Source organism: Paenibacillus sp. cl130, assembly GCF_900116035.1.
Classification (GTDB): domain Bacteria; phylum Bacillota; class Bacilli; order Paenibacillales; family Paenibacillaceae; genus Paenibacillus; species Paenibacillus polymyxa_B.
The window spans coordinates 355660-378517 of sequence record NZ_FOYG01000005.1 but is presented as its reverse complement, the minus strand read 5'-3'; the positions used below and the strand labels follow the sequence as shown (position 1 = coordinate 378517).

General features: G+C 45.5%; 26 protein-coding genes. 10 read left to right on the top strand and 16 right to left on the bottom strand.

Annotated elements, in window-relative coordinates:
- Positions 1-416 precede the first annotated feature (416 nt).
- The 6 genes from BM358_RS16365 to BM358_RS16340 all read right to left on the bottom strand — a co-directional run bounded on the left by BM358_RS16365 (position 417) and on the right by BM358_RS16340 (position 6329).
- Entirely contained in the window at positions 417-1931 is a 1515-nt protein-coding gene (locus tag BM358_RS16365) for an MDR family MFS transporter (RefSeq protein ID WP_028541030.1), read from the bottom strand.
- 175 nt (positions 1932-2106) lie between these two features.
- Positions 2107-3666 (bottom strand): ABC transporter ATP-binding protein, encoded by a 1560-nt coding sequence (locus BM358_RS16360; protein ID WP_028541031.1) that lies wholly within the window; start codon positions 3664-3666, stop codon positions 2107-2109.
- A 56-nt stretch (positions 3667-3722) separates the two neighbouring features.
- Positions 3723-4310, bottom strand: a complete 588-nt coding sequence (locus BM358_RS16355; RefSeq protein ID WP_023986963.1) for an ECF transporter S component — start codon at positions 4308-4310, stop codon at positions 3723-3725.
- A gap of 157 nt (positions 4311-4467) precedes the next feature.
- Positions 4468-5226, bottom strand: a complete 759-nt coding sequence (locus tag BM358_RS16350; protein WP_023986962.1) for an energy-coupling factor transporter transmembrane component T family protein — start codon at positions 5224-5226, stop codon at positions 4468-4470.
- Positions 5210-5806 carry a GNAT family N-acetyltransferase gene (locus BM358_RS16345; RefSeq protein WP_023986961.1) on the bottom strand — a complete coding sequence of 199 codons (597 nt, stop codon included), beginning with the start codon at positions 5804-5806 and terminating at the stop codon, positions 5210-5212. Before BM358_RS16345 ends, BM358_RS16350 begins: the two co-directional genes overlap by 17 nt.
- 217 nt (positions 5807-6023) lie before the next feature.
- Positions 6024-6329 carry a hypothetical protein gene (locus BM358_RS16340; protein ID WP_028541032.1) on the bottom strand — a complete coding sequence of 102 codons (306 nt, stop codon included), beginning with the start codon at positions 6327-6329 and terminating at the stop codon, positions 6024-6026.
- A gap of 341 nt (positions 6330-6670) precedes the next feature.
- On the opposite strand from BM358_RS16340, the gene BM358_RS16335 reads away from it, so the two are divergent.
- Together BM358_RS16335 and BM358_RS16330 are read left to right on the top strand one after the other, a co-directional pair.
- Positions 6671-7150: a GAF domain-containing protein gene (locus BM358_RS16335; RefSeq protein ID WP_023986959.1), complete on the top strand. Its 480-nt coding sequence runs from the start codon at positions 6671-6673 to the stop codon at positions 7148-7150.
- Positions 7151-7239: 89 nt separating this feature from the next.
- The gene (locus BM358_RS16330) at positions 7240-7716 is read left to right on the top strand and encodes a hypothetical protein (protein ID WP_023986958.1); all 477 of its coding nucleotides are present in this window, start codon (positions 7240-7242) and stop codon (positions 7714-7716) included.
- 98 nt (positions 7717-7814) lie between these two features.
- Here BM358_RS16330 and BM358_RS16325 read toward each other — a convergent pair whose 3' ends face one another.
- Together BM358_RS16325 and BM358_RS16320 are read right to left on the bottom strand one after the other, a co-directional pair.
- The gene (locus tag BM358_RS16325) at positions 7815-8579 is read right to left on the bottom strand and encodes a MerR family transcriptional regulator (protein WP_028541033.1); all 765 of its coding nucleotides are present in this window, start codon (positions 8577-8579) and stop codon (positions 7815-7817) included.
- 133 nt (positions 8580-8712) lie between these two features.
- Positions 8713-9306, bottom strand: coding sequence for a TetR/AcrR family transcriptional regulator (locus BM358_RS16320; protein WP_028541034.1), 594 nt, complete (start codon positions 9304-9306; stop codon positions 8713-8715).
- Positions 9307-9513: 207 nt separating this feature from the next.
- Between BM358_RS16320 and BM358_RS26655 the strand changes: the two genes are divergently transcribed.
- Together BM358_RS26655 and BM358_RS26650 are read left to right on the top strand one after the other, a co-directional pair.
- Positions 9514-10740: an oxidoreductase gene (locus tag BM358_RS26655; RefSeq protein WP_218161332.1), complete on the top strand. Its 1227-nt coding sequence runs from the start codon at positions 9514-9516 to the stop codon at positions 10738-10740.
- Positions 10629-11513 carry an FAD-dependent oxidoreductase gene (locus BM358_RS26650; protein ID WP_218161331.1) on the top strand — a complete coding sequence of 295 codons (885 nt, stop codon included), beginning with the start codon at positions 10629-10631 and terminating at the stop codon, positions 11511-11513. Before BM358_RS26655 ends, BM358_RS26650 begins: the two co-directional genes overlap by 112 nt.
- Before the next feature lie 76 nt (positions 11514-11589).
- Here BM358_RS26650 and BM358_RS16310 read toward each other — a convergent pair whose 3' ends face one another.
- Complete coding sequence (locus tag BM358_RS16310; protein WP_013308707.1) at positions 11590-11961, bottom strand: MerR family transcriptional regulator; 372 nt, start codon at positions 11959-11961, stop codon at positions 11590-11592.
- Between the two features lie 115 nt (positions 11962-12076).
- Positions 12077-12652 (bottom strand): hypothetical protein, encoded by a 576-nt coding sequence (locus BM358_RS16305; RefSeq protein ID WP_231517148.1) that lies wholly within the window; start codon positions 12650-12652, stop codon positions 12077-12079.
- A 321-nt stretch (positions 12653-12973) separates the two neighbouring features.
- Here BM358_RS16305 and BM358_RS16300 point away from each other — a divergent pair, with 321 nt between their 5' ends.
- From BM358_RS16300 to BM358_RS16290, 3 genes are all read left to right on the top strand, one after another.
- The gene (locus BM358_RS16300; RefSeq protein ID WP_023986953.1) at positions 12974-13438 is read left to right on the top strand and encodes an AbrB/MazE/SpoVT family DNA-binding domain-containing protein; all 465 of its coding nucleotides are present in this window, start codon (positions 12974-12976) and stop codon (positions 13436-13438) included.
- A 419-nt stretch (positions 13439-13857) separates the two neighbouring features.
- Entirely contained in the window at positions 13858-14364 is a 507-nt protein-coding gene (locus BM358_RS16295; protein WP_023986952.1) for a hypothetical protein, read from the top strand.
- 219 nt (positions 14365-14583) lie between these two features.
- On the top strand, positions 14584-15111 hold the full coding sequence (locus tag BM358_RS16290; RefSeq protein ID WP_071559321.1) for a hypothetical protein: 528 nt from the start codon (positions 14584-14586) through the stop codon (positions 15109-15111).
- Between the two features lie 178 nt (positions 15112-15289).
- Here the strand turns inward: BM358_RS16290 and BM358_RS16285 are convergent, their stop codons facing one another.
- Positions 15290-15856 carry an NAD(P)H-dependent oxidoreductase gene (locus tag BM358_RS16285; RefSeq protein WP_028541035.1) on the bottom strand — a complete coding sequence of 189 codons (567 nt, stop codon included), beginning with the start codon at positions 15854-15856 and terminating at the stop codon, positions 15290-15292.
- A 431-nt stretch (positions 15857-16287) separates the two neighbouring features.
- On the opposite strand from BM358_RS16285, the gene BM358_RS16280 reads away from it, so the two are divergent.
- The 3 genes from BM358_RS16280 to BM358_RS16270 all read left to right on the top strand — a co-directional run bounded on the left by BM358_RS16280 (position 16288) and on the right by BM358_RS16270 (position 18594).
- A complete protein-coding gene (locus BM358_RS16280) occupies positions 16288-17199 on the top strand; it encodes a helix-turn-helix transcriptional regulator (protein ID WP_028541036.1) in 912 nt (303 codons plus the stop codon).
- Positions 17200-17287: 88 nt separating this feature from the next.
- Positions 17288-17638: a nuclear transport factor 2 family protein gene (locus tag BM358_RS16275; RefSeq protein WP_023986948.1), complete on the top strand. Its 351-nt coding sequence runs from the start codon at positions 17288-17290 to the stop codon at positions 17636-17638.
- A 161-nt stretch (positions 17639-17799) separates the two neighbouring features.
- Positions 17800-18594: an SDR family oxidoreductase gene (locus tag BM358_RS16270; protein ID WP_028541037.1), complete on the top strand. Its 795-nt coding sequence runs from the start codon at positions 17800-17802 to the stop codon at positions 18592-18594.
- A gap of 112 nt (positions 18595-18706) precedes the next feature.
- On the opposite strand, the gene BM358_RS16265 is transcribed toward BM358_RS16270, so the two are convergent.
- The 5 genes from BM358_RS16265 to BM358_RS26645 all read right to left on the bottom strand — a co-directional run bounded on the left by BM358_RS16265 (position 18707) and on the right by BM358_RS26645 (position 22775).
- Positions 18707-20125: an aldehyde dehydrogenase family protein gene (locus tag BM358_RS16265; RefSeq protein WP_028541038.1), complete on the bottom strand. Its 1419-nt coding sequence runs from the start codon at positions 20123-20125 to the stop codon at positions 18707-18709.
- A 42-nt stretch (positions 20126-20167) separates the two neighbouring features.
- Positions 20168-20596, bottom strand: a complete 429-nt coding sequence (locus tag BM358_RS16260) for a universal stress protein (RefSeq protein WP_023986945.1) — start codon at positions 20594-20596, stop codon at positions 20168-20170.
- Positions 20597-20623: 27 nt separating this feature from the next.
- Entirely contained in the window at positions 20624-21835 is a 1212-nt protein-coding gene (locus BM358_RS16255; RefSeq protein ID WP_023986944.1) for an MFS transporter, read from the bottom strand.
- Between the two features lie 40 nt (positions 21836-21875).
- Positions 21876-22331, bottom strand: a complete 456-nt coding sequence (locus tag BM358_RS16250) for a MerR family transcriptional regulator (RefSeq protein ID WP_023986943.1) — start codon at positions 22329-22331, stop codon at positions 21876-21878.
- Between the two features lie 342 nt (positions 22332-22673).
- Positions 22674-22775, bottom strand: a complete 102-nt coding sequence (locus BM358_RS26645; RefSeq protein ID WP_023986941.1) for a hypothetical protein — start codon at positions 22773-22775, stop codon at positions 22674-22676.
- Positions 22776-22858 lie beyond the last annotated feature (83 nt).

The window sequence follows — 22858 nt, the reverse complement described above, 5'->3', positions numbered from 1 at the left end:
TTCATTCCTATTACATTCAGAATAATTTGCTACTTGATTTTTTTCCGTGTCCCATTTTGCTAGGTTGGTTGCTTCATTCACATGCAAAATCGTTCTAAAATAAATCATACAAAGCCCGATTTGTAAGCGAATTCAAAAAAATGGTTCCTTAGTACCCTACAGCTCAATTCAGAAACATATTTTTTGTTACAATTTCTTAAGACTTTTTTACCATTTTGTTACCTATACCCTATGAATATATAGCAACTCTAGGGGGTTTTTATCTCCTTTTTGTATACTGGGGAATTTATCGGTCCTATACGAGGTGGCTATTTTGCTGTATCAGTAGGAGGAGAGACCATTGCATAAAGAGACAGCCCGGACCCTTATTTGGTGTACCGGACTGTCTCTTTATCATGAAAGATTTATATTATTTTTTATGCATGTTCTCTTTGTGGTGTCTTTACGCGCTGATCTGCCTCTTCTTCAGTGCCCGGCGGAAGGTTCCGCAGTCCGAGGACGACAAACCAGCTAATAACCGCAATAACGACCATGATAACGAACAGAGAATGCAGACTGTTTTCCAATACAGAACGAAGTAATCCGGCAACCTTGTCACTTAGACTCTGTGAAGCATGAGGTGCAAGCAGACCGTTAATATCCTCCTGCGTTACCCCTTGCTGTGTAAGCTGTCCGTCTGCTGTCTGGGCAGCAATGCGATAATTCAGCCATGAACCGAAGGCTGCAACCCCGATCGTTTGCCCCAACGTGCGCAGGAATGTATTCAAAGCTGTAGACGCGCCACGCAACTGGAACCCGACCGAGGACTGGGCAATAATCGTAAACACAGTCATCGAGAAGCCAAACCCCAGTCCATACAACAATGTAGACAGGAACAGCAGCCAGATCGGAGCCGTTTGGCCCATCAAGGTCATGACGAAAGCCCCCAAAACAATCAGGGTCAGCCCAATCAAAGATGTTCGACGTGAGCCCAGGGTCAGCAAAATGCGTCCTCCGATCATGGAGCCAAATAGCCAGCCTACGGACATTGGAGCCAGCGCGAGACCAGATGAAGCGGCATCTCCACCGTGTACACCTTGAATCCATAGTGGAAGATAGCTAGTCAGTCCGATCAGCAGGGTGCTGACTAACAGTGCTGCGGCACAGGAAAAAGCGATATCCCGTATCCGAAATAGCTTTAGTGGCACCATCGGTTCCTGAGCGCGTTTTTCGATAACCAAAAACAGAATCAGGAACAAAATGGCTACGGCAGCCAAGGCCAACAATTCAGGAGAAGCCCAGCCGATATACTGCCCGCCCAGTGCCAATACGAGCAAGAGGGCTGTCATCCCGATGGTAAAGGTAACCGCTCCCGGCACGTCGATACGCGCAGTACGCTTGCTTACCTGTTCCCGCAAGTAACGGGCGATGAAGAACATAGCCAGCAATCCAAAGGGAACGTTAAAACCGAAAATCCACTCCCAGCCAAAATAGGTAACCACATAACCACCCAAGAGAGGCCCGATCAGGGAAGAAATCCCCCATACGGAGCTAATCATGCCTTGGACTTTGCCGCGTTCCTCCATTTTGTAGATATCACCGATGATGGTAAAAGTAACAGGAATGACACCACCCGCACCAATACCCTGAATTGCCCGGTAGATAATAAGTTGCTCCATACTACCAGCCAGCATACAAAGCAAAGAGCCAAGTACAAACAACGAACAGCCGATTAAAAATATGGGTTTTCGGCCAAACAAATCGCTAAGCTTGCCGAAAATGGGTGTGGTCACAGCCATAGTCAGCAAATATGCCGTAAAAATCCAACTGAGCAAATTCACGCTGCCCAGCTCGCTAACAATCGTCGGTCCCGCCGGACCGATAACCGTTCCTTCAATTGCGGCCAGAAAAGTGGCCAATAGAACACCTGTCAGCACGAGTCCGCGCTTCATGGGTTTATCGTTTGCCAAGCAAATCACAAATCCTTCCCTTATAAAAACTGTGTTGTATCTGTGCGCGGTTTGCCTTTCCAGATTGGATTATTACCCGCACTGCATAATCGTAAACAGGCGGCCTATATAGGCCGCCTGTTTTGTACGATGTATATATATTATTGTCTACATGTCGTTAATTTTTGTCAACTGTAATCGTATGATAAATCTCACTATTTTCCACTTTATAGAGATGACCCTCTTCCATGCACAGAACATCGCTGGCAAAGCTTTCAGCCACCTGCATATCGTGGGTGATGACCAGAAAAGCCGCACCTTCGGCAGACTGCTCTGTGCACATACGGAGCAGAATTCTCGCCCCTTCGTAATCCGTTCCTGCGGTAGGCTCATCCAGAATGTATAGCTTTTTGGGCAAGATGAACTGTGCCGCAACGCTCAACAGTCTTTTTTCGCCTCCACTTAGTAGGTACGGGGAGGCATCCAGTCTGTGCTCCAGCCTGGCGGCGGCCAGTAAGCGCTGCGCCCGTTCCACATATGCGGCGGGAACCGGCTCCCCGGTCCGTAAACCAAGCTTGGCGCGCACGCTGTATAAACACTCCTCCCACACCGTTGCAGCTGCAAACTGGTGCTCTGGCTGCTGGAACACATAGCCGATTCCGGCAGCCAGCTGGTGAATTGGCAGCTTCGCCATATCCTGCCCCTCCCACCGCATGCACCCCTTCGGTGCTGGGAGCAAGCCCATGAGCAACTTGCCGAGCGTGGTTTTACCCGAGCCGTTCTCACCCAGCAGCACGGCTCGTTCACCGGGCGCAAAAGCTAGGCTCACGCCCTTTAGCGCTGCCCGCTGGCTACCGGGATAGGTGAAGGTCAATCCCTTCACCTCCAACAACGGCTGCCCAGCGCGGTCCGCCGCTGAGCCGGGATTCACCCCCGGCTCACGCGGCATGTCTCCCCTCCCTGCGGGAGAGGGGAGCAGCCCCAAGGCGACCAGCTGCGCACCATGTTCGCGCAGCAGCGTTTCGGGCGGACCCTGTAGTTGTACAGTCCCGCCCTTCAAGACGATGACGCGCTGCGCTGCCCGCACGCCATCGTCTATGCGGCCGGACGCGGTAACCACCGTCCGACCCGCCGCATGGAGCCGCCGACATAACTCTACGAAGTCGCATACAGCCGGCGGGTCCAACTGCGCAGCTGCGTCGTCGAACACGACCAGCGGCGCTTCCAACGCCAGTACCGCAGCAATCGCGGTGCGTTGGCGCTGGCCTCCCGAGAGGCGCCGCACGAAGGAGTCGCGCTCGGGAGCTAGGCCGACGGCCTCCAGCGCAGCAGCAATGCGCTGCGCTATTTCTGTCGGAGGCACGCGCAGGTTCTCCGGCCCAAAAGCAATCTCATCTTCGACGATTCCCTGCACCAGCTGGGCATCCGGGTCCTGAAGCACGACGCCAACAGTGGTGGCGACAGTAGCCAGATCAGCGATATCGGGGTCCATCCCGTACACGGTCAGCTCCCCTGTCCGTTCGCCCTCACCGGAACGGGACAATCCACCATGAAGCAGCTGACATAGCGTAGACTTTCCACTTCCACTAGCTCCGACAATGGCTACATGCTCACCCACCGCAATGTCCAGTGTCAGACCATGTAACGCTGGCTCTACCTGATCATCATACCGATAGCCAAAATTCTTCAAGGATACGGCTATTTTACGGCTAGAATTATAATCGCTATGTTCAATCATAACTGAAATATCCTCGATCCCCATTGTTGAAGATATAACCACATGCATAGCCACGGCTATGCACGTGAAGCGCGTCCCAGTTCAAACCGTTTTAACAGTCCCGTACGATTTAAGGCATCGCCCAGCACTTTCGTCAGCAGACCGCACAGGACAATGCCGCTCAGGATACGAACGACCAGTGCAATCGTCAGCACCTTCCACCCCCAATGCATATAGCCAAACATATTGGCTGCGACAATAAACCACAGCGGAACCATAGCCCCACCCACTAGCATCAGCGAAACTGCGTTCCAGCGCCGATACCGCAACAAGGCAAATACCAACTCAGCCGCAATCATATAGCAGACAGCCGCCGCGATAATAGAAGCAATTCCATAGGCGGAGCCCATAAAAGACTGCACTACCGCGCCAAATGCATAAGCAATAACCGCCGTACCCGGCTTACGAATAATATAATAGGCCAACAAGCCGTATATCATGTACAGCCCGACAATAGCGGAAGTTGCGATAGGCCCTCCCAGACTGTTTAATGTTTTGTTAATGAGCGACAAATACACGGTCATGACGCCGTTCAACGTGGCCAGCATCGCCATGAGTACGATATCCAGCGTTGTAAACTTTGCAAACATACGAGATTCCTTCATATGTATTTCTTGACTCCTCTCCCTATCTAATCTATAAGATTACAGCTCTGATCCTTGTACAAGCTGCTACTGTATAAATGTATTCATTTGCAGCCTCATTGTCAACCTAATTATATTTTACAGGTTGACAATAAGAACAAAAATAAGAGGCTTCACTTTATAAGCTCCACCATAAAACAGCCGTAGTTAATACAGCAGTCACAGCACATAAGTTGCCTACACGCCCATTGTTCAGTGTACGAAGATATGTCCGTTCTGCATAAGCGCCGAAACCTTTGCCCTCCATAGCCAGCGCCGTCTGCTGAACCCGTCTTACAGCATTCACCAACACGGCAGCCGCATACCCGCTCCACCATGATAACCGATTGCCCCACCCTCGTGGTGGTTCCTGTCCACGAACACGCCGTGCTGCCATAATTGTTCGCCCTTCTTCTTCCAATAAGGGGAGAAACGTCAGTGCCACTGAAATACCGAACGCAAACCGATAAGGAACACGCAAGCGCAGATTCAATGCCTGCACAAAATCTCGGGGATCCGTCGTCGAGAGATAGATATAAGATGCCAAAAACAACACAAAAATCCGCAACGTTAACGCCCCTGCGATATCCAGTCCCTCTGCTGTAATGACAATGGGTCCCCATGAAGCCACGGTATGTCCTTCTCGAATCGCTAGGATAGACAGTATAAAATACGGGATACCTAAACCAATCAGGAACGACATAGCCCGAAGTTGGCGTGCTAAGGTCAAACGTGCGCCCAAGCCAGCCACAGCAATCAGTACAGCCAAGAGTGCTGCTTCCCGCAGCGTCGAATCCCAAGCCATTGACAGGAGGCTAAAGCACCCCACCCATATTAGCTTACTTAACGGCCCTAGCCTGTGCAGCGGCGACGAACCGCCGTTATACTGAAACAGCATTTCGTTGTGCCTCCAGTCTGAGCCATTCTTCATGCAGTAAAGAATACATCAGCATATCCTTAAAGCCTGTAGATGTATGCTGTACCTGCCGCAACAGTCCTTCCTGTGTCCAGCCCATCGAGGACAGCAGGGCTTGCGAGCCTGTATTACGCGGGTCCACCAGCGCTTCGATCCGATTCAACCGAATCGTGTTATACCCGAATGACAGCACCAAGCGTAGCGCCTCGGTCATGTAACCCTGTCGCCAATAAGGCTTGGCTATCTCATAACCAATCTCGGCTTTATAAGCTCCCTCCGTCTGCCAATAATTAAACCCACAGCTTCCAATCAACTTCCCATTCTCCTTCAGTTCTATTCCCCAGCGCAGCGCATCCTCCGTCTTCGCCAGCTCATTCAACAACTCAATCATATCCTCTGCATCCTCACGTCCTGACATACCAGAAAGGTTCATATAACGGTGAACCTCCGGGTCAGACCAGCAAGCGAACATCGTAGCCGCATCCCCGCTTTCCATCCTTCGCAGCCGAAGACGCGGACTTTCCAGCGGTGGTATATGCCCCTTACATGCATATGCACACATGTTCAATCATCCTTCCAACATTAAAATGACAATAAATATACGCTACATTTAAGCATACACCTTCAACAAACACAACCTTATTTAAGCTGAGAAGCTTATATATATAAATAGCCCTCCTGTTCCTAGGATTAGGAATTAGAAGGGCATCTTCTATATTATAAGAGATTAAACCGTGCGAGCTTGTCTTCCGAATCAAAATTATCGAGCCTCTAAGCCTTTAAGAAGAGACTCGGGTATTGGTGCGAGTCGGTTTCTTCACAACATCCTTGTACAGTACGCCCAGCATCGACTGAATTTCCTGTAATTCATCGATCCCTGCACCGGTAATGCTAAACATATCATCATGCGGTGTCAGAAAGTTTTCCTGCGTCAAGTTTTCAAGCTCCTGCTTGACCTCACGTTCTCCTACACGGTAACCGCGTTCTTCCAACACAGGTTGAATATCTCTTACCGTGAGATCATTCTGATGTGCATAAGAAAGCATCTGTATACGGATAAACAAGTTCTGAACATCTGCATGCATAATTGCAACTCCTCCCTGGCCTAGGCCAACCATGTTACACTGTTTTTACCCATAGAGGATAAGCTGGAAACAGATGAGGGCAACCCTTGCTGGATTACTTTCTATACTGTTTGCCCCGCTAAAACGTATAGCTTATCCCCTTCCCAAAATGATTCTGTACAGAGGTTAGAGTACGGAGATACCAAAAGGTTACAGAGTGATTTTTCACTTGACTGAATATATACAATCGTTATATCTTAAATTAATTAACCAATGGTAAAAGCGAATTGCATAATTACCTATTTTTGACGATATATACAACAGTTAATGTAAAAATTTAATGTTAGGAGCGTGAACTCTACATGTTTCAAACCATACCTTACGAGGGCACACGTCATGAACAATTCGAATCGGTTCTCGGACAACTCCGGGCACTTATTCATGATGAATCCAATACCATTGCCAATCTGGCGAATGCTTCAGCACTACTTGGTCATTTCCTTCCAGATATTAACTGGAGCGGCTTCTATCTTTATGATGGTACTGAGCTTGTACTTGGTCCTTTCCAGGGCTTACCTGCATGTATACGGATTCCATTGGGACGTGGCGTATGCGGTACCGCAGCAGCTGAGCAACGAACACTTGTTGTAGATGATGTGCATGCGTTTCCAGGACATATCGCCTGTGACGCTGCTTCCAATAGTGAAATCGTTATTCCCCTTGTCAAGAATGGGGAACTGATTGGAGTGCTGGACATTGACAGCCCGCTAAAAGGCCGCTTTGATCACGAAGATCGTGTATTCCTAGAGGAATTTACGGCTATTCTGGTGTCTAGCTTGTAACCAAAATTGTGCATATATATGGTCTCCCTTCGCCACAATATATGAGGGTCTGAAACCCAAAACTATGCGGCGAAGGAGATTGATAATTCATGTACAACAACATGGCTCCACAACAACAACTTCATCAATGTGAACAAATCATGCAGCAATTGGTACAACAAACACAGCAAGGAACTGCCATGTATCAGCAGTTGCTGCAACAGGAACAACAAAATGCATCCAGTCTTGAAAGCCTAGTGCAACGTGAACGAAGTGCAGCTCAAATGATCCAAACTGCAATTCAGCATCACCAGCAGGCTATGCAGCAGTACCAGCAAGTTATTCAACTGTGTAGTCAATTGGAAAACTCTATTCGGTCCAGTAGTCAAATGACTCAGCCCGGATTTGGCGATAGCTACGCCTCACGCAGTATGCAACCATCCTCCTATAATGCAGGAAGCCACATGAATCACAGCTTCCCGCAACACATGGGGACGACTGGACAGCATTATGTAAGCGGTAGTGGCATGCAGCAGTACGGAAACAACAGCCAGCAAGGCATGAGAGCGACACAAAGCAGCATGTAAACTGCTCTACACACAAAAAGGGTGAACAGCAGGCCATCGGAATTGGCTTGTTGTTCACCTCTTTTTCAGACCTTTTACAGCCCTTCTTCCCCGCTTTGTTAATTTAATTCCCGTTCGGCTAGAACTTTCATCCCGTCTCGCAAATACTCAGCTAGTCCGGGGCGATAGCCTTCATACATTTTACTGAAATCCTCATGCTCCACATACAAGTCTCCCAGCCCGCTATAAATTTCTGCTGTAGGAGTATAGAATCGGCTTACCCATTGAAGATGACGGCGGATCAGCGCCTGTACTTCTTCACTATTATGCTTCAATCCTTTATTCATGGCTTCAGCCAGCTGCCGATGAATCTGATCAGCCTCTGCCTGTGAATCCAAATAATCCTCTTTGCTCCAGTTCTTTGTCGCCGTCTTGCTTTCCTGAATTGTTTCCTGAGCCTCTTGACCATAACGGTCTGTCAAATCACGTTCGTACATTTCCTGCTTTTCCGGGTTAAACCCTTGGTACATGTGCTCTGGTTTCATTGCTTGTTCCCCTTTCAAATGAGCCACCGTTCCGTCGATGGTCTGTAGGAGAGTATGCAAGCGGAAGACTTTGGCCTCGACCTTGGCTCGATGCTCCTGTAAAACCTCGGCTTTTTGTTCCTTGGTTTGCTCCAGCACCTTTCCAATTTTAGATAAAGGCAAATCCAGTTCCCTGTACACCATGATTTGCTGAAGCCTCAAAAGTTGTTCCTGTTCGTAATAGCGATATCCATTATTTCCAATATGATGCGGTTTCAGCAATCCGATTTCATCATAATAATGCAAAGTTCGTACGCTGATTCCCGACAGATTAGATACTTCCTTTACCGTATAGGCCATTCCGCTTCACCTCCCTTGCTTGACAGTCTAGTGTCTCACGTGGCGTGAGAGTCAACACCCCCACTTGCCCACCTTGGTACTACACTTTTACCCGTTAAGCGTGTGATGAACCGTCCCTGTGACAAGGATACAATCAATTCTTTTGTTTAAAGATCGTGATCAGACGACTCATATATTCACGCATATTTACAATTAAATTCGAGTCGCCATCATGAAGACACCAGTTGTACATGACCCCACGAGCTGCAATAAATAAGTAGTCTGTCATCTCTTCGGATGTCATGCTTTGATCCAACTCTCCTGCAGCTTGTCCTCTCTCTATAATCTGTTGAAGTATATTTTGCATATCACGACCCTTAGTAATGAAAAGCTTGTTATTAGTTGTATATAACTGTTTCACCGTCTCTAAACCAATATTCTGATTATATTCCGCATAAACTTCAAAATATTGAATAATATCCTGCACAATACTTTCTGAAGGTGGTTCATTCTTAAATTTCAATTCAAAGTAGTCATCCGCCTGTGCATACATCTCCACCAAAATATCACTTTTAGTCTTGAAATGATTATAAAATGAGCCCACAGACACTCCGGCCCTCCGGCAGATATCCTCAATTCTAATTTTTTCCAAACTCTTTTCATGCATTAGCTCTAATGTACTGTTATATATATTTTTTTTAGTCTGCAGGCTTTGCAGCTTTCGTCCACTCAATTGTTGGTTTGGCATTTACCTACTCTTCCTTTCTATTCTAAACATTCCTATCCTCGATGCCTTGTCCATGTTACTTAATTATAATAAGAAATGCTATTTTGTTTATTTGTGAAAACAATCACATAATAATGTCCGCTACCGTCCTATACTGAATCCATTCAATGAATTCATTCACTGAATGGATTCATTGAAATGGTCGATTCATAATTAGGAGGCATTGTTATGAAAGAAGAGCATCGAATTTTATTTGAGCCTATGAAAATTGGAAAACTAGAAATTAAAAATCGGTTTGTCATGGCTCCCATGGGCCCTGGTGGGCTTTGTGATGCCGATGGCACCTTTAATGAGCGAGGCGTCGAATATTATGTTGAACGGGCAAAAGGCGGGACAGGACTGCTCATTACAGGTGTAACGATGGTTGAGAATGAAATTGAGAAATGTGCCCTGCCATCAATGCCCTGCCCTACTCTAAACCCCTTAAATTTTGTTAAAACGGGTAAAATGATGACGGAGCGGATTCATGCATACGGCACAAAAATATTTCTACAATTATCCGCAGGCTTTGGACGGGTAAGCATCCCTTCAATTGTAGGTAAAACGGCTGTCGCTCCCTCTCCTATCCCTCATCGCTGGCTTCCCGATGTAATCTGTCGTGAGCTAACTATCGATGAAATTCACACCTACGTCAGAAAATTTGCGGAATCTGCGGCTATTGCCAAAAAGGCAGGCTTTGACGGTATTGAAATCCATGCGGTTCATGAAGGCTATTTACTGGATCAATTTGCGATTTCTTTCTTTAACCATCGAAAAGACCAATACGGCGGAAATCTGAGAAACCGCTTAAGATTTGCCATAGAGATCGTCCAAGCCATCAAAGCCGAATGTGGACAGGATTTCCCGGTATCTCTTCGATACAGCATCAAAAGCTTTATTAAAGATTGGCGTCAGGGTGGATTGCCAGGCGAAGAGTTTCAGGAACAGGGACGGGATATTGAAGAAGGAATTGAAGCGGCCAAAATATTAGAGGAAGCTGGATATGATGCTTTTAATGGTGATGTTGGTTCGTACGATTCATGGTATTGGGCACATCCACCAATGTATCAGGAAAAAGGACTCTATCTTCCTTATAACAAAATTTTAAAAACCATTCTAAAGGTACCTGTCATTACTGCTGGCAGATTGGATAATCCAGACTTGGCCAGCAAGGCAATACGTGAAGGAAAAACCGATATGATTGCACTGGGTCGGCCATTGTTGGCTGATGCTGACATCCCCAACAAAATCAAGGCCGGGAAAATAGAAAAGATTCGTCCTTGCCTCTCCTGCAAGAGGGCTGCATGGGTCGATTGGCATCTTTTGCAACGATTTCATGTGCCGTTAATCCGGCTTGCGGCAGAGAAAAAGACTATGCACTCGGAAAAGCAGATCAGTCCAAAAAAGTCTTGGTGATCGGTGGAGGACCCGCAGGATGTGAAGCTGCCCGTGTAGCTGCTATTCGCGGACACCACGTTACCTTATTCGATAAAAATAACCGATTGGGAGGTAATCTGATCCCGGGTGGAATTCCAGACTTCAAAGAAGACGATCATTTACTTGCGACCTGGTATGAAGGGGAGCTAAAGGATTTAAAAGTTGACGTCCAATTGAATACCGAGGTTAATCGGACTACCGTAAATGAATATGCAGCAGATGTTGTTATTTTTGCTACCGGCTCCTCTCCCAAAACCTTCTCCATTGGTACATCTACTAAGGTGTATTCCGCAGAAGAAGTTTTGCTTGGGAAAAAAGATCCCGGTGCTTCCACCGTAATTGTCGGAGGTGGGCTTGTGGGATGCGAAACTGCACTTTGGCTTGCTGATCAAGGTAAAAAAGTAACGCTGGTGGAAATGCAAGAAGATATTTTAACCGTCGGCGGCCCCCTGTGCCATGCAAATGAAGATATGCTGCGTGACCTTGTTGCATACAAGGATATCCATCTCCTGACCAACGCCAAAATTGTCGATGCCAACGATCAAGAATTCGTTCTTCAAAATAAAGATGGTGAAGAAACGATTCTAAACGCAGATTCAGCGATTCTGGCTGTAGGATATACTCCTCAGCAATCGCTTTATGAAGACATTCAAAATGAGGTTTCCGAGTCCTACTTAATCGGCGATGCCAAGCAAGTACAAAATATTATGTATGCTGTCTGGGACGCCTATGAGGTTACTAGAAATATATAGTACCCCGCTACCTCCAAAGCCGTTTACTATGTAAGCAGGCGGCTTTGGCTTTTTTACCTTTGCAGCAATTGCTTAGTTAAGAGAGGCTTTTCCCCATAACCACATGATCATAAAAAGCTATCTTTTGAATAATTTTCTCCAAATTGTGCTGCGTTTGTGCCACATGTGCTTCCACTTTCTTTTTGTGGGCTACAAGGAAATCTCTTCTCTCTTGGATTGTGGCTTCTCCTTTTACATTTAGCTCAAGGTATGCCTTAATTTCTTCAATAGTCATCCCTGTATCTTTCATAGCCATAAGGAACCTAATCCAATCGATTTGTTTTTCGGTATATACCCTTCTTCCACCTTCATCCCGACCGACATCAGGTAATATGCCTTCTTTTTCATAATAACGAAGGGTGGATGCGGGCAATCCGCTCTTGATTTGAACTTCTTTAATGGAGTACATGGTTATTCCCCTCCTCGTTCTTTTATTTTCTCTTCAAGTCAGCTTTAACGATAAGTATAAGTTTTCATAGTAAAGAGTGCAAAATTAAGATTCCGATATTCGTCTAGCAGAAAAGCTAGCCCTCTCCCTGTCCTTCTTCTCTCAATTTCCCAATACAACTCCTAACATTCTCCTCCGGATGGTTCACTTCCCAATGATCCAACAGCCGATTAACCTCCTCATCCAGAGGGTGCAGCCGATAATAAAATATGGCAGCTCGTAATTGGTGATGCTCCTCGACAGGTTCATCGTCGGGCCAGTGGTACTCTTGCTTGCCATTCTCATCGGTAGTCCCTATAGCTCCATCCTGCAAGGGAGAACGGCCTTCTAGGCCTTCACCGCGGGCAATTGCTTTGAGAAAATCGGCATGCCTCATGGCAACATCCGGCGAACAACGGTACAAATTCTCGAAAATATCAAAGGCATCGATCGGATCGTATTCCAGATTCTCAAGGAAATGCCTTTGCAGCAGCGAAGCAACCTTCTTATTGCCCGTCAGTCCAGACAGAAAATAGAACGTGGGCATCTGTGCCTCATAACGAAAATCGTCGACATGGCTGATAATATCGTCCACAATCTGGTCGGTCTGAAGACCTTCACGTGCTAATCGAGTTAGTACCCGTACCGCCTTATATTGGGTCCAATCGTACACACCGAATAGCAGTATCCAAATCGATTGCCACTACAGCTTTCTTATTCTTCTTCCAAAACTGAAATATTCTCATATGTAATTCACAGCTCCTTATCCCGTGTTACTAACAATTTCATTGCCAACTAGAATATTCTTTATGAATATATATCGGAAATTCTTTATAATCTCCTCAACACGTTTTCTCCAATAACAAAACATATTTTGGAAATTACTTGTATACTTTTCAACAGTTTACTAAATATATGCGATTGCTTCTCTAAGCCTATTCTTTTTTATCATAACTATTTAGTATTATAAGGATATAAAAAAGGAGGTTATCATTTGAAAAGTACAGGTATGACACGTCCCCTAGATGCGTTAGGTCGTATCGTTATCCCCAAAGAAATGCGAATTTCCATGGATTATAATGTGGGTGATCCTGTTGAGATTTTTGCAGATGAGGAAACTGGTATTCTCGCCTTTCGAAAATATACTGGGGTGACGTGTAAAATGTGTGGTTCAACAGAACAATTAACTTATTTTAGAGACAGCTTTATTTGCGGGGAATGTATTGAAAGTTTAAAAAAGGGAATACATTTTAGCCCTATCCTAAGACCAGCCAAGTCAGCTTTATCCAACTCACAACGATCTAATAAAGAGTCCAAACGTCTGCGGCGATCGACACAACAGATGATCGAAAGTCTAAAAGAATTAATGCAAAAACACCCCAATGCAGCACAGCACGAATATGCCAAAATACTTGAGGTTTCCCAAGCCCGTATATCCCAGCTCAAAAAAATGCTCTAACTACAGCTTGATACCCTACATAGATATACACCAGAGATTTCATCATGTGCAGCTACTTTTGAACCGTGATACGCAGCATCATAGCTAACCGACAAAACGCATGAACGTCCATACGAAAATTCCACACTAGGTATAAAGAACTAGTGAATGACTTGCAAGCGAGAACGCCTATAAGCAGAAGGCTGTGCTACATTTAATAATGGTTCCTGAATTAAAAAATGACCTTCTTTAATTAGAGAAGGTCATTTCATTTATTTATTCATTTTTCTATAGTAAACCACCACACACTTCTAATGTTATTTTTCAATTAATCCACTTTAACCCCAATAATGCAAAAAAAATTTTACAACTATGATTTATCACAAAAAAAGTAAAACTGTTTTTACATATGGTTGTAAATAAGGATGGGTGAATCTAATATGAACAGACCTGCTCAAATTATTTCTATTCTTATATTTTCCGTAAGTGTAAGTGTGTTTGCTGGTTGTGGAAAGCAGGAAACAACGGATACATCTACCAATGGAACAATACCAACAACCTCAGAAACGGTAGTAAAAGAAGAAACAGATCAACCAGCCGCCCTGCAAAACTTGGACGAGATCAAATGGAATGATGTTAAAGACCCTCTAATTGAGGATGCCATGATAGCAAAACTCAAAGCAGCAATAGCTGCCTTCGTGTCAAAAGATTTGGATCAATTCCATGCTGCGCTCGGTCCAGACGTTGGAACAGGTCACGATTACCTCTTCGATCATCCGGTGAAGTTTACTGGTATTGCTGAAGCTATGAAAGAAAATAATCGGATATTGATACCCATTGTAGGGGAACGGCTGAATAATGAAGAAGGATATTCACCCGATATACGATATACCTTCTATTTAGAAAAAGATAAAGATGGTGCATGGCAAATTGTTTCAATTGATTAACTAAATTCTCTAAGATGCATTTATTTCGATTTCATCCATGATGCTATAAACCAAATGCTTTTCATTCGTAAAGGTATGTTTTTAGTAGTCGCTAAAAGCACACTTTTTTGGGACAATGAATTTTTCCAAAAAAATATCTTGTAGCAACATTGCCCATTCCAACAAGTACGTTTGCACATATGATGTCACAAAATTCAATCTAAAGGAGAGATACACACCTTGTCTAAACATTCTTCTCATCGTTCGATGGGGCCGTTACAACCACATTTCGCGACCACTACTGAAGTGAGCAATTTTGTTAATTTATGGGGGATATTTACTGTGAATGGTCAACAGATCGTTGCTTTTGTAAAAAGCGTAGATCCCGCTAACAAATCAATGTTAGTGCTATATCCTAATGGTACACAATCATATATTGATGTAACTCAAATCAGTCAGGCACAAGGCCCTTATCCAAGTATGCCTTCTATTCCAGGACAAAGCAGTGGTCAGGGCGGTCATCAAGGCGGTGGATCGCCTTGGCCTCCTCACGGTCAAGGCGGTGGTCAGGGCGGTGGGTCGCAGTGGTGGCCTCAACATGGTCAAGGCGGCGGTCAGGGCGGTGGGTCGCAGTGGTGGCCTCAACATGGTCAAGGTGGCGGTCAGGGTGGTGGATCACAGTGGTGGCCTCAACATGGTCAAGGTGGTGGATCACAGTGGCCTTCCGGTGGATCTCGTAGCGCCAATCGGAAAAATCGGAAAAACTAATACCCAACCCTTATTGTAGCAATTGCCGTTTGCCATGAGCGAGTGTCGATTGGAACACATTCAATATTGGACCAAACAAAAAGGCGTCGCCTGCAAATGCACGCGATGCCTTTTGGATTAGCCACTGGCTACTTCGATTCCCCTAATTCTTAATCCTCTGCTCCTAAACATATTTCCATTAGGCTTTGCTGGCCATGTCTGCAATCTGGCGAAGCCACACTTTACGTGTATCCTCATCGGATTGGGGTACCGACTCGAAGAACAGATGATACATGACGTCAAGCCCACAGTATTCAAATATACCTTTGTCGGACGTCAAGCGAAGTGCTTGATCCATGCCATTGCTAGCATATTCCGCATGTGATTTTCCTTGCGTATTGAGGATAATAGCTTTCTTTCCCTTGAGCATTCCCATCTGCACTCCATTTACATATTTATAAGCAAATCCATAAGAGAATACACGGTCAATATACCCCTTCATAATAGCTGGCATCCCCGTCCACCAAATAGGATAAATAAAGGTGATTACCTCTGCCCATTGCAAAAATTCCTGTTCCCGTACAACATCTTCTCCGATTCCTTCAATGACCTCGCTGCTGCTAATCACAGGTTGAAAGTTGATTGCATATAGATCACGAACAACCACATCATGTCCTTTTTGCTTTAGCCCCTCGACTGCTGTGGTCAAAATTGCATGATTAAAGCTTCCCTCGGATGGATGTGCGTAAATAATAAGATGCTTCATGTTCTCTCCTCCATTTACTTTAAAATAAGTGATTGATCAATTACTTAACTACGTACTCCTTCAATCAACTGAATCTGCTCAATCCATAGTTCGGATAAAGATACGTTTGAGTAAACTTTAGCGGTATCCTGCTCATGAATATCACCTCCGTTGCTTATTAATCCAGTTAGTGATTGATCAATCACTAATGATTGGCCTCAGTATAGTATATTCCTTTTTACTTTGCAAGTGCTCTTTGTTCAACTTTATATAAAAGATTGTAAAAAGATCTGATCCCAAAACAGTGTTATTATCGCTGTTCAAAGTAAATAAAGTCCCCCAGTTGGTTTTAAACAGATTGATGTCCATCATGGTGTGATATCAAGCAATCACTTAATATGACTTTATAATGTCATATTATAAGGTGTATGCTACTGAGAGAGGTGAAGCGTATGCCGTTAAGCAGACATTTTGAAATCGTTTATATATTACTCCATAAGAAAAAAGTGACTGCTGATGAATTGGCAGAGCATTTTGAGGTTTCCACACGAACGATTTATCGGGACATAGATGCCTTAAGCGCAGCTGGGATTCCCATCTACAGCAGTAGAGGCAAGGGTGGCGGAATATCATTGATGGAGGGTTATGTCTTTAACACCTCTTTACTGTCCGAGCAGGAACAAGATGATATCTTAATGGCCCTTCAGAGTGTGGCTACAGCTACCATCCCACAGGTAGAAGAAGTGCTAAACAAGTTGAGTAGGATTTTTAAAAAAGACATGGGAAACTGGATCGAAGTAGATTTTTCGCCATGGGGAAGCCAAAACAGCCAGAGACAGCTATTCACTCTTATACGCAACGCAATAATCACAAGCCGTGTTATAAAGTTCCGCTATTATAACGTCGCCGGGGAACAGAGTTATCGTAGCGTCGAACCTGCCAAGCTCTTGTTTAAAGATAAATCCTGGTATGTGGAAGGTTACTGTTTAAATACCGAAAGTCATCGTGTATTTAAGATTGGCCGAATGAAAGAGATTGCAGTTACCGAAATTAGTTATGAGCCAAGAACAGTCGTAGCATCTACAGACACAAAGATGAACGACTTGCTTCATACCATTGAAGTAACTCTTCACATTTCTGCTCAAGGAGCTTACCGCGTATACGATGAATTTGCCGAGAAAACAATTACTCAGAAGGAAGACGGCTCTTATACCGTCACGGCACAATTTCCTGTAGGCAATTGGCTGGACAGTTATCTGCTGTCCTTTGGTCCCCTCCTTATAGAGGTTAGCCCCGAACAAGTACGTACAAGAATATTGTCTCATTTAGAAACGATGAAAAGAAATTTAAATGATCCTCTATAATATGACACCATGTAGTCATATTATCACTGCTATGATGAGTTTGAAGTTATCGCTCACAACATACTCACCATAGGAGGTTGAAGGATTAATGAATCCACATAAAACCATGCCACCGGCAGTAGAAACTTACTTTACATCAGCGAACAAATCCCAGCTTGAAGTATTTACTTCCGCTTTCGATAAAGATGCGTTGATCTTGGATAATCATCGCGAAATCAAAGGTATGGAAGCCATAAAATCATGGTGTGAAGCAGAAATATTGGAGCCGAATGTCACCTTCGAGATCGTGGATATGGATGACAGTAATAATACCATCGTCGTAATTGCGAAAGTAGACGGAGACTTTGATAAATCGAATCTTCCCGACCCACTCCTCCTTAAACATCAATTTCTAGTAAACAACAATAAAATTAAAGAACTGATTATTACACTTCCATAAAGGAATTAAAAAATAAGAAAGGGAAAACGAATATGCCTGCTTATGTTGTTTTTATACGTGAACAGAGTGCCGATCAAACTGAACTCCAACTCTATTCTCGGAGTGGAGATACCTAGAGGTATTCCTCAACCACATTGTAAAATTTAGGAGGAATTATTCGCATGAGTTTTCAATTAGAAAGCATATTAAGTGAGTTTAAAGGCAAAAGGGCCTTGGTCACAGGCGGTACCAAAGGAATGGGAGAGGCTATTGCTAAGAGACTTACGGCTGCAGGTGCTACCGTAATAACTACGGCTCGAACGACTCCAGTTAATTTAGAAAATCCAGACCTGTTTATTCCAGCCGATATTAGTACGCCTGAAGGTGTAGATAAAGTAGTAAACAGTGTTCTTGAGCGCCTAGGCGGTGTAGATATTCTTGTCAACAATGTTGGAGGCTCGTCAGCCCCATCTGGGGGAGCTCTTATCTTGACAGACGAGCATTGGCAGCAAACTTTTAACGCCAATCTGTTTGCTTCCGTCCGTTTAGACCGTGGACTGCTGCCGGCTATGGTGGAAAAGGGTTCCGGTGTTATTATTCATATTTCATCCATTCAACGTCGCTTGCCGCTATATGATGCAACATTGGCTTATGCTGCAGCCAAAGCAGCTTTAACTACTTACAGCAAAGGGTTATCCAAGCAGTTTTCACCTCAAGGCATTCGTATTAATACAGTTGCGCCAGGCTTTATCGAAACGAAGGCAGCACAAAGTTTGATTGATCGGATTGCTGAGACGACAGGTGACCGAGAAAGTGCATTAAAGCAACTGATGGACTCGTTGGGAGGAATTCCAATTGGTCGTCCAGGACTACCAGAAGAAGTCGCTGAGCTTGTTGCTTTTCTGGTATCCGACCGGGCCGCTTCAATTACAGGAAGTGAATATAATATTGACGGTGGAACAGTTCCAACGGTCTAACACTTTATTTTCATCTGACAATCACGCAAAAGGTGCCAAAAAAGCCTATCTAATGAGCAGACATACGCAAAACGTATTATCTATGCCCATCAGATAGGCTTTTAAATAACCACTACCGTTTAATAACGATCAGCTTTGTTTCCAGCATTTCTTCCATGGCATACTTTACACCTTCGCGTCCCGTGCCACTTTGCTTCACACCACCATACGGCATATGATCAACACGGAAGCTTGGAATGTCATTGATCATCACGCCGCCCACCTCAAGCTTGTCCGCTGCATCCAGCGCGGTCGTGATATTACGAGTGTAAATTCCCGCCTGCAGGCCATAGATCGAATCATTTACATGGTTTACGGCTTCATCTATAGAGCTAACAGAATGAATCAGCACAAGCGGGGCAAACACTTCACGACAGGACACCTTGGAAGTCGGGTCCACATTAAGCAAAACCGTCGGCTCCAGAATACCTCCCTTGGCTTGGCCCCCCAGAGCGATCCTTGCGCCTGCTTGAACCGCTTCTTCCAGCCATTCACGGACACGTTCGACATCCTTGGCTGAAATAAGCGCGGATACATCCGTGTCCGGCTCTAGCGGATCTCCAATTTTTAAACGTTGAGTTGCTTCTATAAATCGGGATACAAAGGTATCATACAGTTCATCGACAACGTAAATACGTTGAACTGAGATACATACCTGCCCCTGATTGGCAAAGGCTCCACTCACACAACGGTCGATGACCGCGTCTACATCCGTATCACGGTCGATAATAACGGCCGCGTTGGAACCCAGCTCCAGCGTGACCCGCTTCAAGCCAGCCTTGGAGCGAATTTCTGTACCGACCGCCGGGCTACCGGTAAAAGTGATATAGCTGACGCGTGGATCAGTGACAAGTACGTCGCCAATGGTTTTACCATCGCCGCTGATCACGTTAAGAGCGCCCGCAGGCAATCCAGCCTGCTCCAGCAGCTCCGCAATCAAGTAAGCCGACAACGGCGTCTGCTCCGCAGGCTTCAATACGACCGTATTGCCTGCTGCCAGCGCGGGACCCACTTTATGAGCAACCAGATTCATCGGGAAGTTAAATGGTGTGATAGCTCCTACTACCCCTACAGGTTCTTTGAGCGTGTAGGCCATACGACCCTCGCCGCCCGGTGCGGCATCCAGCGGAATGGTTTCCCCGTGAATCCGTTTGGCTTCTTCAGCTGCGAACTTGTAGGTTTGCACCGTCCGGTCAACCTCCGCCAGCGCAGCCTTCCATGGTTTGGATGCTTCACGTGCAATGATGCGCGCTGCATCCTCACGCCGCTCTTCCAGCAGGTCAGCCAGCTTCTCCAAAATGGCTGACCGCTGGTGCGCTGGCATGACCCGCATCTCCGAGCGTGCATCAGAGGCTGCCTGAATAGCAGCCTTGGCATCCTCTGCTGTGGCCTCTGCCACCTCAGCAATGATTTTTCCGGAATAGGGTGATTTCAACGTCGTGTACGATGAAGCTGCTTTCCATTCTCCACCAATAAATAAATGCTGCTGCATGCTTTTTCCTCCTTCTCTTGATATCAACGTTCCTTTTACCGTCTATTTTACCGTCAACACCGGACAAGGTGCATGCTGAATCACCTGATGGCTCACGCTACCCAGTATCATTTCGGAAACAAGTCCTTTGCCCCGCGTTCCCATAATGATCAAATCCGTCTTTTCCTGCTTTGCACTTTCGCAAATGACACTCGCCGGATCACCGTGACCCGCCAGCATACGGTAAGAAATACCCTCGTCCTTCAAATAGTCGGATGCTGGTTCCAAGATATGACGACCTTCCTCTTCGATTCGCTCATCCACATCAACCCCAACCGGGGGCTCATTCATGGATAAAGCCGGGTTTACATGTAATACAGTCAGATGTGGATTCCCCTGAAGCTGCTTAGACAACGTTTTGGCTGTCTGCAACGCATTCATAGCATGTTCCGAACCATCAATCGCGACCAGAATATGTTTGTATTCGCTCATACTCTTTTCCTCCTCAGAAGTTCGATCTTAGTGTGCATCCACCTGAATATCCTGCATATGTCGACGACGTACGATCAGCACAGCTACGCCAATCAGTACCATCAATGCTCCAAAATAAAATGGGGTTTCTGCTGAGTACCACTCTGACAGCTTCCCTGCAAGCCACGGCGAAATTGCCCCGCCCAAAAACCGCATGAAGCTGTAGGCCGCAGATGCTGTCGAGCGCTCCACTGGAGCAGCCTGCATAACAGCAGTTGTAATCAATGTATTGTTAATCCCCAGAAAAATACCAGCCACAATGACGGCGACAATGACAGTCGTTGGTGAACCAGCTACCGTCCCGATCGCCATAACACCCAAATCAATGGCAAACAGCGTCAGCATGATACTAATGGAAGATACCACGCTCAAGCGTGCTTGAATCTTCGGTGCTACAAACACCGAGGTAAAGGCCAGCATAATTCCCCAGCCAAAAAACACATAACCCAAACCATGCTCGTCCAGATTCATTACATATGGAGAATACGCCATCAACGTAAAAAATCCAAAGTTATATAACAACGCTACAATACCGAGCGTGAGCAAAGCCGGATAACTGAGCGCTTTGAACGGATCGGCAATGGAACCGCGTTTTTTGGGCTTTGGAATGGAAGGCAGCATAAACGTAATGAACAAAAATCCCACTACCATCAGTCCGGCTACACCGAAAAACGGACCGCGCCAGGAAATGGAACCTAACTCACCGCCCAGCAACGGACCCACTGAAATCCCGAGGCCCAATGCCGCTTCATACAAAATAATTGCTTTAGCTGTTCCAGAAGTGGACAGACCTACAATCGCAGACAACGCTGTTGCGATAAACAAAGCGTTCCCCAAACCCCAGCCTGCCCGGTAGCCCACAATTCCGCCAACTGTACTGGCTGTGCCGCCCAGTCCAGCAAACACAATAATAAATAAAATCCCGGTTAGTAGTGTCCATTTGACACCCAATCGACTAGATACAACGCCTGTAATCAGCATCGCAACGCCTGTTACCAGATTATAGCTGGTGAACAGCAATGACACTTGGCTTTTCGTAGCATGAAGCTGATCAGCAATGGCCGGAAGAATCGGATCGACCAATCCCAGACCCATAAATGAAATAACACAAGCAAAGGCGACTGCCCAGACCGCTTTAGGTTGAGACAGCAAGCCTGAGCGTTCTTTTAACTCTTCAGGTAATGCATGTTGTGAACTCATATTATGATGTTACCTCCACATCTGAATGTAAATGTTCTTGTTATGACGGGTCGTGATCAAGTTCATCATCCAGAAGAACCTTGCGTTCACGCACCCTAACCCGTAACTCCTCCAACTCAGTCTGGAGCATACGGATGCTGTTGATTTTTCCCTCCATTAATTCCAACTGCTCGTTCAATGTACTTTCCATATCCTCCAACATGGCCCGTCGCTCGTTCGGTTGCAAATGCTCCGTTCGCTCGCGATATTCCTCCCGCTGACCCTTAAGCATTTCCGCTGCGGACATGTAACGCTGAAGCTCTTGCAAGGAGAATCCAAGTACTTCCTTGGCACTCACTATTTTTTTTAGTAAGTCCACATCCTCCTGCGTATACAGGCGCATATTTCCTTCACTGCGCTGCGGAGAGGGCAATAAGCCGATTTCCTCATAATAACGAATGGTTCGCTTGGTTAATCCGCTTTGTTTGGCGACCTCATCAATTTTATACGTAACCATGACACCCACCTTATGAAAAAGATTATATATAAATACTACGCCTCTATAACGTTAACGTCAACGTAAACTTCAATATAAAAAAAACCGCCTCTAATTGGAGACGGTTCCTATTTTGACTAGTACGGTCATAGACCCGAGCATCGGTGCTCAAGCCCATGAATATAGCTTTAGATGAAACAAGTACGAGTGATGATAACCAGTAAAATGAAGAGAACCAGAATAACACCAGTGGAGGTGAACATGTTACAACCGCCACAACCTCTATCTACTTCACCCATTTCGTATTCCTCCTCCCTACTGATTCCAGCAAATCTCCCGAATTTTAAATCCTTGAGCTACGAATTAGATGATAAATGCTTTGGAAATAATAACGAGCAGAATGAAAAGTACCAGAATCGCTCCTGTAGATGTAAAAGCTCCATAACCAGCGCCTACTCCAGACATGGTGATTCCTCCCTTCATGGTTTACAAGAGCATCTTATGCTTATGCCATCATCCATGATAGGGACAAATGCCGCGCCTGCCGC